Raw genomic sequence first — 20,644 nt, forward strand, 5'->3', positions numbered from 1 at the left:
AATTATGATTCATCTATTTAATTATCCGAAATAAATTCCCTGTATTTGTCCGGATTTACCCTAAAGGCCACTATAGGATCTTCATTATTTTTTATAGCACGGTTTACCGCTGCTTGAGCTTCTTCAATCATTCTTCCTGCCGAAATAAGGCGGGATGTTCTTGTTGTAATACCTATCGACACCGATTTCGATATATCGTATTCGGTTAAAATATTCTTGGTTCCCTTATATATTTCCTCGGCCTTTTTCATCGCCTCATCTAAGTTGGTGTCTTGAAGAATAGCCGCAAAACCGTTATTATCAAATTCAAAAATCATATCCCTGAATTTTATAAAGTCTATTAAAAGAGCCGAAATCTTCTTTCCTATCATGCTCTCGAGAGTAAAATCTTCAAGCTTCATAATAACTAAGGCTATGTCCTGTTCGGATGATGCGGCTCTTCGTAATTCCGATTCCAGATATTCGGGTAAATATTCCTGCCAGCTTATTCCCGTAATAGGAGAATAAAGGCCTCTCACCTTTTCTATGGCTTCTGCGTTTACAGTGCCGAAATCCGATGCTTTAACATCATTGTATTCTTCCGAATCCGAACTTATATAGCTAATATCTTTTTCTTCTTTAAGCTTTGCTTCTTTGCCTGCCTCATAAGGGAACTGCTGTGTAATTTTTAAATTATCCAGATCTTCAAGGCCGTAGATATCTTCATCTTTGCCGGACTTGGTATTTTCGATAGGCCTTAAACCGGCTTCATCTTCCTTTTTTGCTTCGGTATAGTCATGAGGATAGACTTCTTCAGGTTCATAATATTTATTTTCTTCAGCGTATGTTTTGGGGCTGAATCCTTCACCGTCTCTAAAATCGTCCTCAAAGGTTCTTTTATTTATATCTGCATATACTCTGTCTTGAGTATTAGAAAGATTTGTAGAAAGAATTATTATTACGGTTAAAATTGTTACGGCTAATATTATAAAAAATGCACTTCTAATTCTTAAATAGATTGCTGCCGGTTTTAATGTCGGGATAGAGGCCGTCAATACAAGCTCGGTATCATAGCTTTTCATTGTTTTTACATTTATTTTTCCGCTGTGATTTTTTATAAATAAGGAGGCCGGTTTTATAACAAAATTACCACCTTCATCATAGCTTATTAGGTCGGAATCTTTGGGCCAAGAAATTACGATACTTTTAGAAGGTTTGGAAATAACAAAGGCCTTGATTTCCAGCTCATCCGCAAGTGCATACAATCTTTGATTATATTCACTTTGGGCAAAGTTTTCCTTTTCGGATGAGATTATAATCTGTTTTGCAAAATAAGCAAATGTAGATTTGGCTTCCTCCGCACCGGTATCGGAATCCCTTATAATCCCATATACAAACCATGAAAATGTTCCTACTATAATCAATAAAGCTATTGCGGCATATATGCCAATATACATCTTTTTCATTAACTTACAGTATACTCCAGAATTTGAGATAGTACAAGTTCTACATCGGCAAAATTCGAGATATTTTTAGATAATCTTTTATTTAAATATGCAAAATAAGGCAAAAGAGCTGTTGTCAGCATCTTCTTATCCTTACAAGCCGGCGTTTTTAGATGACGTATAAATTCCTCATATTGGAATATTGAAAAGTCTTCTTTTTTCCACACAGGGGAAGCAGAGTTAAGGCTGATTACCCCTTTAAAAAAAGCTTTATACCCGTCTAAAAGATCTGTAGTATAAGTTATTTTTCCGTTTTCTTGCGTTTTTTTTACTTCCGTTCTAAACATAAGGTCACAAAATTTTGTTTCCAAAGGCGAAGTTTTAGAAGACGTTTTTTCAAATTGCTTTGAAAGATATGTTCCGGCTGAGTATGCCTTACCGCCGGTATAAGCAAAGTCCAAACCGAAAAATTTCAAATCTTTAAATCCAAGGGAAAGGGCTGACGATCTTGCCGCAAGAGCAACAGTACCGCTTCCTGTTTCCATATAAGGAAAGGGAGAAAAAAAAGAAGCATATTGGGCAAAGGGATGGGCACTTTTTGTAAAGAAAAAAGAGTTGCCGTTTTTTAAGAATTCCCTCGCAAGAATCGGATTTGAGCAAAGATCAAATATACCTACGGTATTTTTTGTAAAAGGTTTAAAACAATGAGAATAAGAAATATTTTGCGGGTCCATCGTCACAAAAAAATCGGCCTCTATTCCTGCCGATATTAAAACCGGAAAGGCCGTATCTGAAGCAAAAAGAACAATGGAGTTCCTGTTTTTTTTTATATTTTCCAAGGCAGATTCAAGGCTCGGACCGGCTCCTAAAATATAGGCTTTTTTACTAGGATCCGTTTTAGGAATAAACGGTCTTATTAAAGAAGCCGTTTTTAAATTCTGCATAATATTCCGCATCCATATTTTGCCGAAGGCTGCCTGAGTTGAAACATCTGCCTGTATTTTTTCTAATGAGGCTTGAATTTTCTTTTCAAATATTGGGATTTTCTCCTTGTAAAAGTCTTCCCAAGGCCTTAAAATTTTTATCTCAAAATTGCCGTGGATGGCCGGAATATAGCTATTGATAAATTCTTTTTCAAAGTTTTCCGATTCAAATGGCGGTAAAAAAGATAGGTTCTTATTTAGAATAAGATGAGAAAAGTCTATAATTTTAAATAAGCTTTTAAAATTTGAAAAACTTGCTTCGGTTACGGCACAGTACTTTGATTTAAAATTATTTAAAAAAAACTCTATGTGAATACCTGCCCCCAATCCGCAAAAGAGAATAAAATTTTCGTTCCCTGTAAAAAATCTCGATGCTTCTTTTAATGGGTCATATTTAGAATGAAGGAGTTTGCCGTTTTTTAGCAAAGGAAGATCAAGTCCCGTTTTAGAGCTTTCCTTATCGGAAGAGTAATCGGAGTTATCGTCGGAATTTATAATATCTTCGGCAAGTTTTAAATTTATTTTTTTTAATGCTTCTATATTCTTGTCAAAAAAATTCATTGTTTAAGCCTTCTAATTTGATTTTCTAAAAAGGAGCTTATTTCGTTTTCAAGTTTTAGTTTAATTTCCGCTTCATTGGGAGTATCTTTTTCTTTTAAAAAGGTCATATAATTTTGAAAAGAAATAAATTCGCATAATTCTTTTTCAGGACTGCTTAATTCTTTTTCCTTTGCACTTATTTTTATTTTATCAAAAAAAGTCTTGTTTTTTATTTCCTCTTTTATGTTTTGGTAAATTCCGGAGAGCAGGGCTTTTTTTTCTTTTATAGTTTTGTGTTCTAGTTGTCTTACCTGAATATTCTTTTTATTTGTTTTTTCTTGTGCTCTTACCTGATCCTTAAAATCTTCCCCGTCTATTGATTTTATATTCCCTAAAGGAGGAAGGTCTTTTCCTATCCTAAAAAGCCTTTCAGCCCTCGGCACGGGCATTCGGCTAAACCATTTTTCGTAAGTTTTTAATGAGCGCAGATCAAAATTCGATATAGCTGCAAAATTGGATAGAGTATCTAAGCGGTTTGCTTTAATTTCTTTTTGTATTTGACTTTCATGGGGAGAACAATGGGAAAAGCCCTTTGATTCCTTTAAATCCAAGCCTGCAATAAAGATTTTTCCCCCGGTCTTGTCTAAGAGAAGCTCTATTGCCGTGCCTGACACCGTTCCGTTTCTTTTTGCCGGAATTGGCTCAATACCTAAACTTGTAAAAAAAAGATTTTCAAGGCTTGAGCCGTAACTTAAAAAAAGACAGTTATTGTCTTTTAGAATCTGATAAGGAATTTTTGCTTCCAACGGGAAGGCTAGGGAGGTCTCTTTAAATTTTTCATCCTTTAAATATTTTAAATGATTTGCCGCCCAAAATCCCCCGTCAGTCGATATACATAGATCAAGCTTTATATTTCGGCTTAAGACTGCCGGCAGGGCTGAAGCAGCAGCCATGTTAAACATTCCGTCTATATTGTTAGAATAATTATCCAAGACCTCATTTAAACCGGGGCCGGCTCCTGCAAAAAAAGAGGGCTTTTTATTTTCAATATTATTTTCACCAAAAAAATCTAGATTGACGGGTTTTTCGGTAAAGATAAAATTATCGCCCATATTTTTAAGCCATCTTTTTCCAAAAAAACTTCTTGTAGCTATCAGGCTCTGTATTATTTTTACGGCTTCGGATATCTCCTTCCATACCCAAGAAGCCGAATCTGGCCAAACCTTTTCTGCCGGCTTCCAAGGTAAAAACAAAGTAGACGATAAAAATTCATCCGGAATATTATTAACCAAAAAAAAAGATGGATTTCCTGAAGCCGGTCTCCAAACCCTGTCCCAGAATTTATCCGACTCCAAAAAATAATTGTCCGTGTACCTCATGGCCATCAATTTAGTCTTAGGAAATTTTTTACGTAAAGCTGACGCAAGGTAAGATTCTCCGGGTTCCGTGATAACGATAATTTTTGGGTTTCCCTGTATTGTATCGGAAAACCTTTCGGCCTCTTTTTGAGGGTTATATGAAGAGTGTAATTTAACTTGTTTTATCATTTATCACGGCCTTAAAAAAATTTTTTATCTCGTTTATATCTTTTGAGGTTCCTGTGTAGTCCATCAAAATTTTAGAACAGATGTCTTCTCCATAAATCTTGGATAAGCTTGCCGTTATTTTTTGTGTATAAATATCCATAGGCAGGGTTTCCGATGAGAATATTGATGCATAAAGACAATTATCCATACATAACATTGCCATATTGGATTTTCCTATCAGGTTAAGAATTTTATTTATTATCGAATAATAAAGTTCGAGAGTATTTAAATCGCTTTGCAGTGTTACCCTATCGGTAAAAACATGTAAAAACGAGATTTTTAATAAATGGGCCGTATTATTAAGGTTTAAGGCCGATTTTATTTTAAGCATTATCGTGTCCGTACCATACTGAAAAGGGTATACCGGCCTTGCCGTTTCTATAATCTGTTTATATTGATCATAGCAGGGTAAAAATTCTTTTACAAACTTATCTGTCTTTTCAAAGTCAAAGGCTTCTCTATAAAAATCTTTTTGCGATTTTATTAAAAATAAAAAACTCCTATTTTCTTCAACAGGATATAAAATAAGATTTGTGATGCTTATATACTCCTGAGAAGAAAAGAAATTCTTTATCGAGCTTAAATCCTTATTTGTAAGAGAATAGCGGTTATTTTGCTTAGCTTCAAATCCTTCTATAATGCTTGAAGGTATCATGCACCTATGAAAAGTAGTTATATCCACGCCTGCAGCAAAACAGAGGTTATAAAAATCTTCATTGGCTTTTACCAAAAAACCGCCCTTTTCAATGTGGAGATTTTTAAGCAGGGTTTGAAAATTGTCTTTTGCATCAAAAAAAGGTGAATGAGGCCTTTCGGTCGGTGCTTTTGGAGGCCGATAAGCTTTTATGCTTACAGCCTCCGCCTTCTGCCTCAATCCCATTAGGATATCCCCAGCTCATCAAAAAGTCTTTTATAGGTATCAAAGTATTCCGATTTTGCAAATTCTTCAATTTTTTCTTCAGGTAAACTTTCCAAGAGCTGATCCATATATGTTAGAACAGACTTGATCTCATCTTTTAAATGAATCGGTAAGGTTTCGGTCTGTACTTTTTGTTCCTCTGCTGCACTCTCATTAAGCTCAAGTCTTGGAATATCCTTGGCGGCTTGATCTAGTTCTTCGGGTGAAAATACTGAATCTTCAAAGTCCGCAGCCTCGTCATGGCCTTCTTCAATCTTTTCCGTAATAGCTTCAAAACCGCTGTATTCATCGCCCAGAGGAATACTTTGTCCGTCAGGCAGCTCAAGCTCTGTGATAGGCATGTCAAAATCATCCAGAATTCCACCCTCATCAGTATCGGATTCATCCAAGTTATAATCTTCTAAAGCCGGCTCTTCCGGTATATCATCGGAAAGGAAATCTTCTATTTCAATCTCCTCGATTTTTTCATCCGGTTCATCTTCAGTGTGTAGCTCTACGTCTTCATCAAGATAGCTGATGTCATCAGTTAAGTCATTGATATGTTCAGGCTCTACAGCGTTTAATAGGTCATTATCGGCAAAAACTTCGGGTTCATTCTTATTATTATCTTTCTCAAGGTTATCATCATCGAGGAAAGCCCCGTCGATTTCATCCAATGTTTCGGGGATTTCGTAATCTTTTTCCGTGTTTTCTTCCGTGAAATCGGCCGTTATCAATATATTATTAAGTTCATCACCTGTAAGGGCGATTGTTTCATCTCCATCATCATCATTAAAGAATCCTGTTTTATCGCTCTCAGCTACATCGTTTAAAATGCTGCCGGTTATAGTATTTTCTTGAGATGCCGAGATTTTTGACTCTTCCAATTTTTGTTGTGTTTGGGCCATTTCAAATTTCATATTTGCAAGTTCATTTTTGATGTTTACTAATTCGCTTGCAATTTGGGTTAAGATTTCGGTAGCCTTATCGTTTGCAAGTACATTGGATTGTGATGCTGCCTTTTGTACCTCTTCATTTTTTTTGTGTGACTGGACTACTGAAAGGTCTTCCGTAAACTCTTCCGGTATCTCTTGGCTTCCTGAGTCTAAAAGGTCATTTTCAAGGGCTTCAATATCGTCAAAAAACATATTGCCGCTTTCTTCAACTGTATTTTCCGTCTCCGCCGATTCTCCCATAACGCTATCCAACATTGAGTCAAAATCATCTATTACTTCAGCTTCTTCTGTTTTTTCTTCATCTGCCGTAGAAAAGTCAGACATAATTTTTTGATTTTCTTTTCGGATTTCGTCGATATTACCTGCTTCTATTATGGTACTTTCTATTACCAAGCCATCATCTTCTTTCTTTTCTTCTTTAGTATTTTCAATATCTTTTGCTTCTTCGAATTCGGAAATATCGCTGAATATTTCGACATCTTCTAAGTCGTCATCGCCGCTCATAGTTTTACCTGCGAGAGAGCTTATATCCGAGTATTCGTCTATGGTAATATTAAGAGGAATTTCATCCGATAGTTCTTCTATGTCTTCTGCCTTATTTTCATCATTAACTTCAAGCTCATCTAAAATTTCATCAAAGTCGGAAATATCGTCAATTGTCCTTTCAGGTAAATTTTCAATATTTAAAGTTTTGTTTTCTGTTGCAGTTTCACTTGTATCGGGTTCATCTGATGTTATTTCAAAGCTTTCGTTTCCTTCAAAATCTATGGCATCGCTTTCCTTTGTTTCCAAATAGTCTTCATCAAAAGACAGATCCAGTTTTATATTGTTATCCGGTTCAAGGCTTCCGTCTTCATTTTTGTTCTCATTTTTGTCGGTTGATTCAAGAGATTCAGAATCGCTTAGGAAGTCATCTAAATCAAGAGTTTCAAATTCATTTATATCGGATGCGGTTTCTTCTTCAACTTTCGGCATTACATCAAGATCAATATCAAAACTATCCTTAACATCTTCATCAATTACTACGGCATCAGCTTCATCAAAAATATCGAATTCATCTCCATAAATATCATCCTCAGAAGTAATACTTAAATCTTCAAGATGTTCTTCAGTTTTATTACCTTCATTGTCTATAGTTTCAAAATTATTCAATGCTGTTAATTCTTCAAACTCTAATGGCTCATCCGAATTATCTAAATTTATAATATCATGGTCGTCAAATTCCAATATGTCGTTTCCAAAAGGATCCTCAGCATTCTCATTTTCTACAGGCAACACACTTTCATAACCGTCTTTATGTTCAGGCCTTTTTTTGACCCATACACCATACATATCGAGATTTGAATCATCTTCAAGTTTTACCGGAAAAACCGAATCATCCGGTTCTTCAATTTTGTTAAAATCTAATGCCATGCTATTCTCCCGTATAACTTATATCTATAATTATACTATATATCGACAGAATTTGTAAATAACCTTAAATTATTTAGTCTAAATAAATTGTCAAAAAATTCAAGAAAAAAACATAAAATGCCGTTATATATTTTAGATTATGAAAATCTATTTTAAAGTACTTATTCCCATTTTTATTACTGTTTTTGCTTACACTGTTTTGACCGTGTTTTTAGGTCCTAAGGGAATATATGCACAGCATTTTATAGAAACTCAGCGGGATACTCTTGTAAGCCATGTCCGTTCTCTTAGGCAAACCGGAGACGATTTGGACAGTTTGATAAGAAATTTAACCTATGATCCTGAAACAATTGCTATTTATGCCCATGAATTGGGTTATATATATGATAATGAGGGAATAATTAAGCTCGTGAACTTTAATTCCGGGTTTGGGAAGGGCTTAAATCCCGGAACAATCTTAAAAATTGAAACTCCGTATTTTCTTTCAGATTACATATGCAAAACAATAGCGGCATCTTTAGGTATAATTGTTATAATTTTTCAGATGTTGGCGGTAAGAAAAGATGGTTATTTTAAAAAAAGATCCTAAATCATTAGAAACAGCAGCTTCTGTCTTAAAAAAGGGTGAAATTATAATAGTTCCTACCGATACCGTTTACGGTTTTTCGGGTATAATGCCTTTTACAAAAGAAAAAATCGTTAAAATCAAAAAAAGAGGGGCTGAAAAGAGTTTTATCAGCCTCATTGAAAAACCTCAAGATATTTATAAATATACGGATACTCATGTTCCCGAAATCTTATTAAATCTTTGGCCGGCTCCTTTGAGCATAATAGTAAGGGATAAGGAGGGCAGGGGAACTTCGGCTTTTAGGTGCCCCGATGATGTCTGGCTTAGAAATTTAATAGGAAAGACGGGTTTCCCCATTTACTCTACAAGCGTAAACTATTCGGGAGAGCCTGTTTTAAGTGATATCAGGGATATAATAAGCGAGTTTGAAGATAAGGTTTCGTTGATAGTTGACGGAGGAGAGCAAAAAGGCTTATCGTCCACGATTGTAAGCTTAACCGATAAGGAGCCTTGTATAATCAGGCAGGGTGCCTTAAAAATAAGTTTTTAGTTTTTTATCCAGCGTACTTTTTTTATAACTTCATTTACCGAAACAAGGGTATTTCCGTGATAGACTATTTCGATATCTGTTTTTTCTCCGACTAAAATCTTATTGTCGGCAGAAACCAAAAATTTCCACGAGGGAGTTTTTCCCATCTCCGCAGCTTTCTTGGCTATTTCATCAGGTAAATTGATAAATTGTCTTGGCAGGGGTTTTCCTGACTGATTTATTGTTAAATAGCCTTCATGCACTCTTATTTGGAGCAGGATAGTTATTCCGCTCGAAAGGAGGGCTATTCCTCTTCCACCCCTCATAAGTTCAACCCTTTCAAGACCTTCTTCTCCTTGCCATGAGCCTGAAAGTATATCGATATTTTTTACCTCTTCTACCTCTGCATCCTCCTTAGGATCTGAGTCTTCCGGATTATAAGTAACCGATAAATTAACCGACTTATCAAAAATATCCGATACAAGAACCCGCGAGTCCAATAGGATTAAATTGACGCTTTGATAAATTTTAGATATCCGTCTTGTGATCTTATCCGACGAATTTTTTAACATAAGTTCAAGCTGTATTCCGTTTTCCAGTCCGGTGATTTTACCTGCAAAAACATAATCGAAGCGCTGCTGAGCATCCGTTTCGGTAACCGGAGTAGAACGCATATCTACAATATCGTATTTTTTTAATTCTTTTACAAAGCTGAAAATAGCATTACTGATTGTTGCCGTTGTTTGTTCCGTTATATTTTTAGATTCAAGTTTAAAAACACCTACAGTAGGTGATGCATACAACATGCTTCCGGCTCTGAAAACCGGTATAGACAGCATTAAAAGCAAAAATATTAAAAATCCGTAACACTTTTTTATCTTCATTATTTACTTACCCCTTATTTTTATCTCCCTTTGCATATCTCTTTTTATGTCTCTATCTTTTATATCTGCCCGCTTATCAAAGGTCTTTTTACCCTTACAAACACCTAAGAGTACCTTAACGATACCGTTTTTAAAGTAAAATTCCAAGGGAACAAGGGTATAACCTTTTTCCTCAACCTTTCGTTTTAATCTTTTTATTTCATCCTTTTTTAAAAGGAGTTTTTTAGGCCTTTCGGGATCATGATTAAAAACGGAAGAGTAAATATACTCCGAAATATGAAAATTTTTAACCCATACTTCATTATCTTTAATTTCGGCAAAGGCATCGGGAAAAGATATTCTTCCTTCTCTGAGAGATTTGACTTCCGTACCTCTTAAGACTAAGCCGCATTCTATTTTTTCTTCAACGGTATAATTAAAAAAAGCCTTTTTGTTTTTTGCTATGATTTTTACAGGTGTTTTCTCCATATGCACATTATATTCATAGATTAGACACTTGTCAACGATAGCGGAAAATGATATTATGCATTGAGGGATAATAATGACTGCAAAATATCGAAATTTTTCATATACGGCAAAGAGGGAATACCAAAACAAAGTTTTTTTTATTGTTTTTTTGGTGCTTTTTACTTTTCTTTCATATATACTCATAACATCATATTTGTTAAAAACTTATAGATTACGGACCGACACTATGTTTCCTGAAATTTCTACGGGAGATATGGTTTTAATGACTCCTATCTATTCTCAGGTGTCGGCTAAACGCGGCGACTTGGTTGTCATCGATGATACATTATCGCAAAATAAGCCTTTTTTTAAATCGGTTGTAAATACCCTTACAGGCTTTTTTACATTTCAGCTTTTACGGCCCTTTGATTTGCAGAGTGAAGACGCCTATTCCATACGAAGAATTGTAGGCTTACCCGGAGATACTCTTTATATGGAAAATTTTGTATTGCACATAAAAACTAAGGATTCGAGTCATTTTTTGACCGAATTTGAGTTGGCTCAACAAAATTATGATATTGAAGTTAAGGATTTGCCGGAGCATTGGGATTCATCCTTACCTTTTTCGGGAGCATACCCGGAGACTGTTCTAAAAGAAGGCGAATATTTTGTATTATGCGATAATAGGATAATCACTGATGATTCCCGTCTTTGGGGAGCAGTTGAAGGAGATAAAAAAATATGCGGGAAAATTATTTTAAAATATTGGCCGCTTAAAGAATTTAAATCCTATTGATGAAAAAGGCCGGCCTTTATATACACATACCTTTTTGTCTCCAAAAATGTAATTATTGCGATTTTTTTTCTGTTCGTGCCGGACGGTTTAAAAATATCTTATCGGGTCATTTAAGTCCCTTTGTTTTAAGATTGACTGAAGATATAAAAATCCAAGCGGATAAGTATTCCATAAACGAATGGGATACCGTCTATATAGGCGGAGGAACTCCGTCTCTTCTATCTCCTGATGATCTTTATTATCTTTCATCGCAAATACCGGCTGCTCAAAAAAATCCTCATAGAGAATTTACCGTTGAAATTAATCCTGAAGATTTAACTAAAGAGTTTTTGTCCGCTGCAGTCAGTGGAGGAATTAATAGGTTTTCTGTAGGAATCCAATCTCTTAATGATGATGTTTTAAGTGCTTGTAAAAGGAGGGGATGCAGAAAAATGAGCCTTTCAGCCCTTGAGCTTTTACGCAGTCAAAAAGGTCTAAACCTTTCTTGTGATCTAATTGCAGGGCTGGATAAACAAACATCGGATATTTTAAAAGATGATATCCGGACCTTATTACATTTTAGACCGGAGCATTTTTCACTATATGCCCTCTGTTCAAATACAAAGGTACCGCCCGAAAAAGATGATGAAATAGCCGAGTTATGGAGCTATGGTAAGGATGTTTTGGAGAAAAACAGCTATAATAAGTATGAAGTGTCTAATTTTTCATATAAAAACTTATACAAAAGTATACATAATGAGAAGTATTGGAGGTTGGAGGATTATATAGGGGTAGGCCCGGGAGCCTTCGGCTCAATTTTTTTTGATAAAGATGCTTTACCTTCTCACGCACATGCTAACGCATTGAGATTTTCTGCAATTAAAAATATAGAAAAATGGATGACCTTAAAAAATAGGGATGAAGTGTATGAGTATGAAACCATTGATGAAAAAGAATTTATAGAAGAAGCTTTTATGATGGGCTTAAGACTTACCGAGGGTATTGACAGGTCTTTTTTTAAATCGAGGTTTGGTAAGGATATTTCGGTATTTGCAGGAAAAACTATTTCAAAATGGCTGGATAGGAATGAGGCCGTTTTGACGGAAAAAAGATTTTATTTAACGGAAAAAGGATTTCTTTACTTGAATTTATTTTTACAGGAACTATTTCAAGAAATTGATTCCTTATTTTAAAATTTATACGGCCTGATTTTGATCCTTATTTTGCTCCCATATATAACTAAATTCTTTATCTATGGTTTTGAAGACTTTAATTATAGTAGGGTCAAAATGGGCTCCGGCTCCATTTATAATATGCTCGATACTTTCTTTATGAGATATTCCTTCTTTATAGGATCTTCTCATTCGAAGTGCATCGTAAACATCGGCTACAGCCACTATACGTGCAGATAAGGGAATCATTTCACCTGCAAGCTTATAAGGATAGCCTTTTCCGTCCCAGCGCTCATGATGACTAAGAGTAATTTCTTTTGCCATATGGATAGGATAGTTCGCAAGGATAAGGGTTCCGTTAATAGTATGTTCTCTCATAACCTCCCATTCTACATCATTAAGAGCTCCTTTTTTTTGTAGAATATAATCGGGAGTTCCTATTTTTCCGATATCGTGAATGGCTGCCAGAGAAGAAATATTATCTATAAAATCCGCATCTATTTGAGGAAACAAATTCTCCTTAAACAAGGCTTCAGCAAGAGTTTTTGAATAATAATTAAGCCTTTCATTATGAAAGCCCGTATCATTATCCTTTAATTTTGATGCATTTAAGAGACTTTCCATCATACCCTTATGCTGATTTAAGTAAGAACTGCTTATATCTTCAAACATAACCCAATATCCGTTGAGTGTATTATTATCAAATAAAGGGAATATGTTTGTCTTTGTATACATAGTTTTACGGTATCTTGTCTTATGCCTTAAAATTCCTGACCATGAGTAGCCTCTATTAGGGCTTTTTAATTTTGTTAAAAGGTCGTCGAGGGCGGATTTTTCAAGTGTGCTTCCGAATATGTTAAAAAACGGTTTTTTTTCTATATTGTGATAACCTTCAAAAAGATGGTTTACTGCATCGCTTATGTATAATATCAAAAAATTTTTATCCAAGAGCATTGAACAAACAGTAGGTGTAGCAAGTAAGTCTACAGCTGTTTTTAAAACCTCGGTTTTAATTTCAGTATTGTTAAAATTTATCGGGCTGTTCGGATTTTCCTGATCGTCTTGATAAAGGTTTTCCTGCATTTCTTCCAATTCTTCATCTACTTCATCAAGCATTTCTACTTCATCGAGGGTTAGAAAATCTTTTTCATTGTTCTCTGTTTTAGATTTATTTTTGTTTTTCCTTTTTTTCATAGGCTAAAATCCTTATAACTTCAAATACCTAATACTCTGCATCGCTCTTTCTGATGTACACGGGTCCCTCATGATCTTCAACTTTATTACAGGCTTGATTTGTAAGGAAACAATCAAGTAAAGTTTTTGAAAAGGTTTCTTTGTCTGCTTCTATTAAGGTAATATTATTCGGCTCAATAGATGCTCCCGCTTCTTCACTAAATTTTTCAGTCCCATAGCCGCAAATAATAGTTTTTTTGTTTTTATCAATCAGTTTAAGTGCATCTTCTACTCTTATATCAAGAGCTTCCGAGATCGGCTTTTTGTTTTCAAATGCTTGCACATAAAAGCAGTCTCTTTTTGCATCAATAACCGATAAAAATTGATTTTTGTCGCCATATTTAGAACAAAAAGCCTCCAAAATAGAAACACAAAAAAACCGAGCATTAGTTTGCAGCTGAATCGCTTTTGCTGTTGAGTAAGCAAGTCTCAAACCGGTAAAACCTCCGGGCCCCTGGGGGCATACTAGAACATCGGTTCCGTTTATAGAAAAACCTGCCTGTTTTACGGCGGCTTCTATTGCGGGGATCAGTATGGCAGAATGTCTGGCTTTAGCCGGTGTAAAAACGGAGGTAAATGTACCGGCATTTCCTTGAGCCGTTATTGCAACAGAGGAAAAACATGTATCGATACAAACTATGTTCATAAAGCCTTACAAAAGTCCTTGTTATTGATGATAATTTTTCTGGAATTATCATCATTTACACTTATGCCGATATAAATAGTGCTTGGGGGTAATACTTGTTTTACCTTTTTACTCCATTCAATCACGCAAACTCCATCTCCATATAACATTTCTTCAGTACCAAGGTCCAAAAAATCCTCAACTCCTTCAAGTCTGTATACATCCATATGATATAGATGCAGACGGCCTGAGTATTCCGATATTAGGGTAAAAGTAGGGCTTGTAATATCTTCTTCAATATCCAAGCCTTGGGCAATACCCTTTGTCAGATAGGTTTTTCCTGCTGCTAAAGATCCGTCAAGGGCTACTACATCTCCCTTTTTTAACTGTTTTCCTATTTTTTTTCCTAAATTAATAGTATCTTCTTCGGTTTTTACTGTAAATTCCATTACGGTAATTTCCTTGTTTCGATTAAACGGCGGACGCAGGCTTTTAATTCCATCATGATCTGTAAAACAGGATAGTCTATTTTGTCTATCATCTGTACCTGTATTTCGGTTTCGCCCGTCGGCTTATGTTCTACAAAAAATTCTACCTTTCCGTTTTGTTCTCTACCCAATATTGTATATATTGCTGTTCCGACATATTTTTGTCTGTAATATATATGTGTATCTTCTTTTTCAATATCTTTTATTTCAGAAACAATCATTTTTCATCTCCGTTTATGCTTTTATTGATAATAGACCATTTCCCAGCTTTTTTACAAGCGGTGCCAATTCGTATTCTGCAATATCAGAAATTTCTACCGTATCGGTATCTTCAATTGCATTAATAATAGCGTCCAAATTAGAAGATATTTCTCTTTGGTATTCGCTGATGGTCATCTCTCCTAACTTTAGATCTGCATTAATATCTGCAATGTCAAATAGTTTAGCTGTTTCATAGAGTTTTGCCAGATTAATAGAGAAGGTTTCAATTGTCTTTATAATTTCGACATCGCTTCCCGTTTGAACCTTAATAGGAATTTTCTCGATTTCTTCCGAATTTTTTATAAATTCATCACCAAGTCCTTTTAAAAGTATCCGTATATCCTCTCCGCTTGTTGTAAACAGTTCAATATTTATTTCTGTTTGATGAGAATCTTGAAAAAGCTCATCAAGTTCGTTTAAAGTTAATTCTTTTCCGTTAACTAAAACTTGGGTTATAGTACTTTTTTGATTTCTGCATTCTTGTTCTATATTCCCAAGAACATCACCTATGGTTATTTCTTGTTCAAGTTTTAATTTGATTTCTTGTCCGTTTAATTTTACTTTCATTTTTATTCCTTATTTATTTTGATTTTGAAGTTGCTTGTTAAAATTATCCATCGTCTGGGACTGTTTTTGTAAACTTTTTAATGTTCCATCCATTATTCCGTATTTCTTTTTAAGCGCCAGTTCTTTTTCTGTTAGTTTTTTGTCGTAGTTTTCTATTCTTTTTTGGGAAGAATCCATCTTTAGTTTTAAAGAATCGGTTTTTATGCCGAAGACCCCGCCCCTTTGTGTGTACGGGTTTATGTATTCATACATTGCATGAGCAAGGCCTGAATCTATTAAAATATCTCCGTCGGAATCAAATCCGAAAAAAAGTTTTACCTCTTCCATATTGTTTTTTAAGACTTCATCAAGCTTTTTTTCGTCAATTTCAAGGTATCCTCGAAGGCGCGACATGTCTATGCCGCCCGAAGAATCGGATTTTGTGGAAATTCCAAGTTGGGCCAGCATAAATATTTTGGAATCGTCTGCAGGCTTATAGGGTGTATTTATTGTTTGCCTTAAATTGGATTTCAATGTCATTAAAGTAGAATCAGCATACATAAGCCCCAATTTTTTTTGAGCATCTTCAACTTCCGATTCTGAAAAATAGGTCAGTTCTTCTATGATTTCCGGCTTATTTTGCGTTAAAATATTTATTTGAGCAAAAACACGGTTATATTTGGCTACCAACTCGATGATCGCATTTTTGACGGCATCTACATCCGGTTTTATGGTAAGTTTTTCCTGCTTTTCCGAAGACTCATGGGCATGAATGGTTACGTTAGGCACTAAATCGTCGATATCGTTTTTTTCTCTTTTAATTTGAATGCCTTCAAAATTGATTATGGCATCCTGTGCCGTTGAAACCGGGTTTACGGGAACATAGTCTCCGGCCGCCTTAGGATCAAATATTTTAATATTTTCTATAAAGACGGCCTTGTCGGAATTATTATTGTTTATTGCAAGAGCTTTTACGTCTCCGTATTCAGCCAAAGGAATCGTAATTGTTTGTGTCTCGGCATTTTCCGAAAGAGGGGGCAGGGGAATAAGTACTCCTCTTGTCGATTCTAGGGCTAAAATATTCATATCAACTTTTGGACCTGAGGCTTCCTTGGGTTCCATTTTCGTTTTTTCAAGGCCGTCGTTTGAAGGTTCATTTTGTATTACAATACCTCTGTATGCGATTGAGCCTATTTGTTCATAAATTTTTTCGCCCGTTTCTTCTTTTTTTACGGCTTCTTTTGACGGTTCCTTAATTGAAACCGTAAGTTCCATAACATATTGCCCCTTGGCTCTTACAGCTTCGGAAAAATCTATTTTTTGAGAGGTCTCCGGCTTAGTTTCAATGGAGGAAACTGAAGTTTTTATGGCAGATGTGTCATTTTTTTTGATAAGTCCCATTTCAATGGCAAAGGGCAGGGCATCATCTGCAAACTCCAATCTGTTTTTTGCTCCTGTTATGTTGGATGAAAAAAGTAAGGACTTTGTATCCGGGGTTATTTTTATTTCGCTTATATTTAAAATTTCTTTTGCTCTTGAGTTTACAAGGTCTATAAAACCCTTATATTTTCCGCCCTTCCAGTTGACGGATATGTTTTTTTCTCCTACCTTAAAAGTATATATACCTTTTTTTATTTGAAGGTCATTATTGATTTCGGTACTTAAAAATTTATCGGAGTCTGCAACTTGAACTATATTAAGTTTTACGTTTTGATCCTTGGCTCCTCTTGAAGCTGTTGCGGTAAAGGATCTTTCATTTGAGGATTCTGCTATTTTTTCTACAAAGGGATTATTAAAAGAATATAGGTCTCTGGCGGCATTTCGTACTTCAAGAGAAAATTTATTTACCTGCCTCCAGGAATCATCCTGCAATTTTAGACGCTCGAGTTTTTCGGCTTCTCTGTCACGAGGAATTCTTTCCTTTTTCATCAAAGCTTCAACGAGCTTTTCGTATGTACTGTTGACTCCCGGTATACTTAAATCGGACATTTAAACCCCTATTTTTTTAATACCTAAAAAAGGGAAATTTCCGACTATATTGATTCATCGAATAAAAGGCCGACTGTTTCAAGTATTCTTGCCTGCAGTCTTTGTATTGCCTCGGATGGTATTTCCCTTATTACCTTGTCGGTATTTGCATCTATTACCTTAACAACGATGCGGTTTGTTTCTTTATTTACTCTAAATTGTAATTTTCGATCACACATGTCGCATAACTTTTGGATTTGTGCAACCGCTTTTGAGATTTCATTCGGGTCCACCAGCGTTTTTTGATTTTCGGCTTGTTCGGCAGCTTCCTTTTGTACTATTACATCCGATGCAGCTCTCATTGAGCCGTTAATCACTGTATCACGTTTTTGTTGTAATGCTGCTTGGTGCCCTATGCCGTTTATTTCTATACTCATAAAAAACCTCCTTGGCTTTAAAAATAGACATCATCCGTGACATCTAAATATAGTTTAACGTTTTAAGCATCAACTCTTAGCAGTAAAAAAAAGGAAGAAGAAGGGCGCATCTTCTTTCTTCCTAAATATTCTAAAGGCCTTTAATTTTAAGAGATGACATCCGGTTATCTCTTTCCGTATCGGCCTTTACAAGATCTGCTTTGTTATTGAAGAAGCCTGACAACAGCTTGAGGCTGAGCATTGGCTTGTGCCAACATAGCAGTTCCTGATTGGATCAAGATCTGGTTCTTTGTATAGTCTACAATCTCTTTAGCCATGTCTGCGTCTCGGATTCTTGATTCGGCAGCCTGCATATTTTCGGCAGCAATTGCTATACCGTTATATGCCATTTCAAACCTATTCTGATATGCACCTAGGTCTGCACGCTGCTTGTTAATCTGTTTAAGAGCATTATCAAGGGCTCCCAGTGCCATATTTGCACCGTCTACTGAAGACATTGAAATCATCTTGTCTTCTCCGCCTTGTTGTGCTCCTATAATACCGAGTGCTGTAGCTGTCATTGTTCCTATATAGATCTTTTCTCTTTGATCCATATTTGCACCGACATGGAGCTGCATAGGTCCCGACACGGAATCTTGAGCGAAGCGGCCTGTCAGGATATTCATTCCGTTAAACTGAGCATGGCTTGCGATTCTGTCTACTTCGTCAACAAGCTGTGAAACTTCAACTTGAATCTGCATCCTGTCTTCGGCGGAATAAATACCGTTTGAGGCTTGTATAGCCAACTCTCTTAATCTCTGTATTATATCTGTCGTTTCACCTAAGTAACCTTCCGTTGCTTGAATGAAAGAAACACCGTTTTGAATATTCTGTCCGGCTTGGTTTAAACCTCTGATTTGGCTGCGCATCTTTTCGGATACGGCTAAACCGGAAGCATCGTCACCTGCACGGTTGATTCTTTCCGCACTGGAAAGCTTTTCGATGTTTTTTGCGAGATGAAGTTCGTTGACTCCTCCCTGTCTCTGTGCAAACATTGCACTCATATTGTGATTAATAATCATATGACCCTCCCTGAAGTCCTATAGTTCAGCATCCTTTGCTGAAAAATACTCCTGTATTTTATAAATGCATAAAATTTTGCGCCTTTTATACAAATTATAAAGACAGTATTATTAACAATTTTATTCAAACTGCTAATAATACTGTAATACAGGGCTTCATAAGGGCCGCCCATCAAGGGCATTTTTTCAAAGATCTTTTAAGCGTCAGGGGAATTTCCCCTGACACTTAACACATTATACTCTTATAATTAAAAAAATACAAGAGTATTTTACAAATTTGTTACCTTAAAAGAGACATTACAAGCTGGCTGTTATTATTAGCCTGAGCGAGCATTGCAATACCGGTATTCGACAAAATTTGGTTCTTTGTATATTCTACCATCTGTTTTGCCATGTCTGCATCTCGGATTCTTGACTCGGCAGCTTGGAGGTTTTCGGCAGCAATGTCGATACCGACAACAGTCAACTCCATTCTGTTCTGATATGCACCAAGATCTGCTCTTTGCTTGTTGATCTTTTTAAGACCTTCATCGATTGTTCCAATGCTCATGTTTGCTGCATCGGCTGTTTCGATTGTCATGATTTTTTCATCACCGACATTTCGGATACCGAGAGCTGCTGCCGACATTGTTCCAATGTATACGCGCATTCTCTGATCCATATTGGCACCGATGTGGAACCACATAGAACCGGTAACGGCATTTTCACCTGTTTCGCGTGCAAAACGGCCTGTAAGCATGTTCATACCGTTAAATTGAGCTGAACTTGCAATTCGGTCAACTTCTGCAACCAACTGAGAAACTTCAACCTGAATCTGCATTCTGTCTTCGGCAGAGTAGATACCGTTTGAAGACTGAACAGCCAGCTCTCTGATTCTCTGCATGATGTCGGTTGTTTCCTGCAAATATGCTTCGGCTACTTGGATAAAGTTAATACCGTTTGAAGCGTTTGCAGAAGCTTGGTTTAAACCTCGAATCTGGCTTCTCATTTTCTCGGAAACTGCAAGACCGGAAGCGTCATCGCCTGCACGGTTAATGCGTAGACCGGATGAAAGTTTTTCGATGTCTTTACCGATGCGTACATTGGTAACACCCTGCGTTCTCTGTGCGAACATCGCACTCATGTTGTGATTGATAATCATAAGATATTCCTCCCTGGAATAATGTGTTTACAAAGCATCCTTGCTTTGTTTTGAGGGCAGAAAACCCTCATTATCTATCTTCGGTTTTCTGTTTCTAAAACTTTAGGCTTTTTTTAAAAAAAATTAAAAAAAAATGAGGTTTTAAGATTCATCATCGATATCTGCCGGGTCTTTTAGTGCATTTGAATCAAAAAGACGGGAAAGCTCCCTTTCAGAATATCGTTTTGATATTGAAAAATTATCTCTTACAATTTCAATAGTTTCTTTATCAAGTATCAGCTTTTTTTCGTCTCTAAGATATACCGCAAAATCTTCAAAAACGGAAAGGGGCAGCCAAGGAAAGGCTATTTCAAAAATATTAAACCATTGGCAATAGGGAAGGGTCGTTTCTTTATTTATAAGAATACCCTGATCTTTTAGTTTATCGCGTTCTTCAGGTTTCAGGGTGAACATTTTTTGATTTAGCAGTTCGCAATACTCTTGAGTAGAAAAAAGGGCTCCTACCTTTCTTATCAAATCCATTTTATAAACTGATGGTATATCTGCTAAAATAGATGCTGTCACTATGTTCATGCCTTCAGAGACAATTTCAAAAGGTTTTTTGTTCTCATTAGAGGCCAGCTCCATTGTACGTTTGATATCACCTTTTTCTAATAGCGGAAACAAAATTTCATCATTATTCAAGACTATTCTCCCATAAAACTGTAAT

At 35.9% G+C, this 20,644-nt stretch carries 21 protein-coding genes; 4 read left to right on the plus strand and 17 right to left on the minus strand.

The annotated features are described in order from the left end of the window. Nucleotides 1-17: 17 nt before the first annotated feature. The 5 genes from HGJ18_RS03945 to HGJ18_RS03965 are packed head-to-tail and all read right to left on the minus strand — an operon-like array spanning nucleotide 18 to nucleotide 7,800. Nucleotides 18-1,445, minus strand: a complete 1,428-nt coding sequence (locus HGJ18_RS03945) for a diguanylate cyclase domain-containing protein (RefSeq protein WP_253697780.1) — start codon at nucleotides 1,443-1,445, stop codon at nucleotides 18-20. After that, nucleotides 1,445-2,968: a motility associated factor glycosyltransferase family protein gene (locus HGJ18_RS03950; protein WP_253697781.1), complete on the minus strand. Its 1,524-nt coding sequence runs from the start codon at nucleotides 2,966-2,968 to the stop codon at nucleotides 1,445-1,447. Before HGJ18_RS03950 ends, HGJ18_RS03945 begins: the two co-directional genes overlap by 1 nt. Next, entirely contained in the window at nucleotides 2,965-4,494 is a 1,530-nt protein-coding gene (locus HGJ18_RS03955; RefSeq protein WP_253697782.1) for a 6-hydroxymethylpterin diphosphokinase MptE-like protein, read from the minus strand. The genes HGJ18_RS03950 and HGJ18_RS03955 overlap by 4 nt, the downstream gene beginning before the upstream one ends. After that, on the minus strand, nucleotides 4,478-5,413 hold the full coding sequence (locus HGJ18_RS03960; RefSeq protein WP_253697783.1) for a hypothetical protein: 936 nt from the start codon (nucleotides 5,411-5,413) through the stop codon (nucleotides 4,478-4,480). Before HGJ18_RS03960 ends, HGJ18_RS03955 begins: the two co-directional genes overlap by 17 nt. After that, a complete protein-coding gene (locus tag HGJ18_RS03965) occupies nucleotides 5,413-7,800 on the minus strand; it encodes a midas domain-containing protein (RefSeq protein WP_253697785.1) in 2,388 nt (795 codons plus the stop codon). Before HGJ18_RS03965 ends, HGJ18_RS03960 begins: the two co-directional genes overlap by 1 nt. 139 nt (nucleotides 7,801-7,939) lie before the next feature. Here HGJ18_RS03965 and HGJ18_RS03970 point away from each other — a divergent pair, with 139 nt between their 5' ends. Both HGJ18_RS03970 and HGJ18_RS03975 read left to right on the plus strand, forming a co-directional pair. Continuing rightward, a complete protein-coding gene (locus tag HGJ18_RS03970) occupies nucleotides 7,940-8,389 on the plus strand; it encodes a septum formation initiator family protein (RefSeq protein WP_253697786.1) in 450 nt (149 codons plus the stop codon). Beyond that, on the plus strand, nucleotides 8,364-8,918 hold the full coding sequence (locus HGJ18_RS03975; protein WP_253697787.1) for an L-threonylcarbamoyladenylate synthase: 555 nt from the start codon (nucleotides 8,364-8,366) through the stop codon (nucleotides 8,916-8,918). Before HGJ18_RS03970 ends, HGJ18_RS03975 begins: the two co-directional genes overlap by 26 nt. Here the strand turns inward: HGJ18_RS03975 and HGJ18_RS03980 are convergent. Together HGJ18_RS03980 and smpB are read right to left on the minus strand one after the other, a co-directional pair. After that, nucleotides 8,915-9,781 carry a TP0183 family DNA metabolism protein gene (locus HGJ18_RS03980; protein ID WP_253697788.1) on the minus strand — a complete coding sequence of 289 codons (867 nt, stop codon included), beginning with the start codon at nucleotides 9,779-9,781 and terminating at the stop codon, nucleotides 8,915-8,917. The two genes, HGJ18_RS03975 and HGJ18_RS03980, sit on opposite strands and share 4 nt — an antisense overlap. 3 nt (nucleotides 9,782-9,784) lie before the next feature. After that, the gene (gene smpB, locus HGJ18_RS03985; RefSeq protein ID WP_253697789.1) at nucleotides 9,785-10,249 is read right to left on the minus strand and encodes an SsrA-binding protein SmpB; all 465 of its coding nucleotides are present in this window, start codon (nucleotides 10,247-10,249) and stop codon (nucleotides 9,785-9,787) included. Between the two features lie 73 nt (nucleotides 10,250-10,322). Between smpB and lepB the strand changes: the two genes are divergently transcribed. Both lepB and hemW read left to right on the plus strand, forming a co-directional pair. After that, on the plus strand, nucleotides 10,323-11,024 hold the full coding sequence (gene lepB / locus HGJ18_RS03990; RefSeq protein ID WP_253697790.1) for a signal peptidase I: 702 nt from the start codon (nucleotides 10,323-10,325) through the stop codon (nucleotides 11,022-11,024). Next, on the plus strand, nucleotides 11,024-12,196 hold the full coding sequence (gene hemW, locus HGJ18_RS03995; RefSeq protein ID WP_253697792.1) for a radical SAM family heme chaperone HemW: 1,173 nt from the start codon (nucleotides 11,024-11,026) through the stop codon (nucleotides 12,194-12,196). Before lepB ends, hemW begins: the two co-directional genes overlap by 1 nt. Nucleotides 12,197-12,199: 3 nt before the next feature. Here hemW and HGJ18_RS04000 read toward each other — a convergent pair whose 3' ends face one another. The 10 genes from HGJ18_RS04000 to HGJ18_RS04045 form a co-directional block, all read right to left on the minus strand. Then, nucleotides 12,200-13,369, minus strand: coding sequence for an HD-GYP domain-containing protein (locus tag HGJ18_RS04000; protein WP_253697793.1), 1,170 nt, complete (start codon nucleotides 13,367-13,369; stop codon nucleotides 12,200-12,202). Between the two features lie 28 nt (nucleotides 13,370-13,397). Next, entirely contained in the window at nucleotides 13,398-14,054 is a 657-nt protein-coding gene (tsaB, locus tag HGJ18_RS04005) for a tRNA (adenosine(37)-N6)-threonylcarbamoyltransferase complex dimerization subunit type 1 TsaB (RefSeq protein WP_253697794.1), read from the minus strand. Beyond that, entirely contained in the window at nucleotides 14,051-14,482 is a 432-nt protein-coding gene (gene tsaE / locus HGJ18_RS04010) for a tRNA (adenosine(37)-N6)-threonylcarbamoyltransferase complex ATPase subunit type 1 TsaE (protein ID WP_253697796.1), read from the minus strand. Before tsaE ends, tsaB begins: the two co-directional genes overlap by 4 nt. Further along, a complete protein-coding gene (locus HGJ18_RS04015; RefSeq protein ID WP_002689336.1) occupies nucleotides 14,482-14,742 on the minus strand; it encodes a hypothetical protein in 261 nt (86 codons plus the stop codon). Before HGJ18_RS04015 ends, tsaE begins: the two co-directional genes overlap by 1 nt. Before the next feature lie 13 nt (nucleotides 14,743-14,755). Continuing rightward, nucleotides 14,756-15,349: a DUF8042 domain-containing protein gene (locus tag HGJ18_RS04020; protein WP_253697797.1), complete on the minus strand. Its 594-nt coding sequence runs from the start codon at nucleotides 15,347-15,349 to the stop codon at nucleotides 14,756-14,758. Between the two features lie 9 nt (nucleotides 15,350-15,358). Continuing rightward, nucleotides 15,359-17,317, minus strand: a complete 1,959-nt coding sequence (gene fliD / locus HGJ18_RS04025) for a flagellar filament capping protein FliD (protein ID WP_253697798.1) — start codon at nucleotides 17,315-17,317, stop codon at nucleotides 15,359-15,361. Nucleotides 17,318-17,361: 44 nt separating this feature from the next. Then, nucleotides 17,362-17,733, minus strand: coding sequence for a flagellar protein FlaG (locus HGJ18_RS04030; RefSeq protein WP_002668949.1), 372 nt, complete (start codon nucleotides 17,731-17,733; stop codon nucleotides 17,362-17,364). Nucleotides 17,734-17,936: 203 nt separating this feature from the next. Next, nucleotides 17,937-18,794, minus strand: coding sequence for a flagellin N-terminal helical domain-containing protein (locus HGJ18_RS04035; protein ID WP_253687937.1), 858 nt, complete (start codon nucleotides 18,792-18,794; stop codon nucleotides 17,937-17,939). 280 nt (nucleotides 18,795-19,074) lie between these two features. Then, the gene (locus tag HGJ18_RS04040) at nucleotides 19,075-19,935 is read right to left on the minus strand and encodes a flagellin N-terminal helical domain-containing protein (RefSeq protein ID WP_253697802.1); all 861 of its coding nucleotides are present in this window, start codon (nucleotides 19,933-19,935) and stop codon (nucleotides 19,075-19,077) included. Between the two features lie 141 nt (nucleotides 19,936-20,076). Beyond that, nucleotides 20,077-20,619 (minus strand): hypothetical protein, encoded by a 543-nt coding sequence (locus HGJ18_RS04045; protein ID WP_253697804.1) that lies wholly within the window; start codon nucleotides 20,617-20,619, stop codon nucleotides 20,077-20,079. Nucleotides 20,620-20,644: the final 25 nt, after the last annotated feature.

It is taken from the genome of Treponema denticola (assembly GCF_024181405.1).
Classification (GTDB): Bacteria; Spirochaetota; Spirochaetia; order Treponematales; family Treponemataceae; genus Treponema_B; species Treponema_B denticola_D.